Annotated in this window: 1 pseudogene; it reads right to left on the reverse strand. The window is 57.6% G+C overall.

Annotation, left to right across the window (positions count from 1 at the left end):
* Positions 1-255: pseudogene (locus tag O2S87_RS19215) on the reverse strand (RNA-guided endonuclease TnpB family protein); the annotation flags it as partial.

Genomic DNA, 255 nt, shown 5'->3' on the forward strand with positions numbered 1-255 from the left:
TCGCGTTGTGCGTGTTCTAACCGCTCGCGCTCATCAGACAGGTCAAGGGATTCGACGGCGGTTCCGTCTGTGTCGTGGGTGTACTTGAGAATGCCTACGTCGATTCCCACGCATTTCTCAGGATTCTTGGGTTTCTCCGGTGGGTCTTCGGGCGTCTCAACTCCGAAGATGGCATACCACTCCCCGGTCGGTTCCTGCTTGACCGTGACAGTCTTGATTTCGGCGTCATCGGGGAGGTCGCGGTGGAAGGTGATG

It is taken from the genome of Halohasta sp. A2 (genome assembly GCF_056175805.1).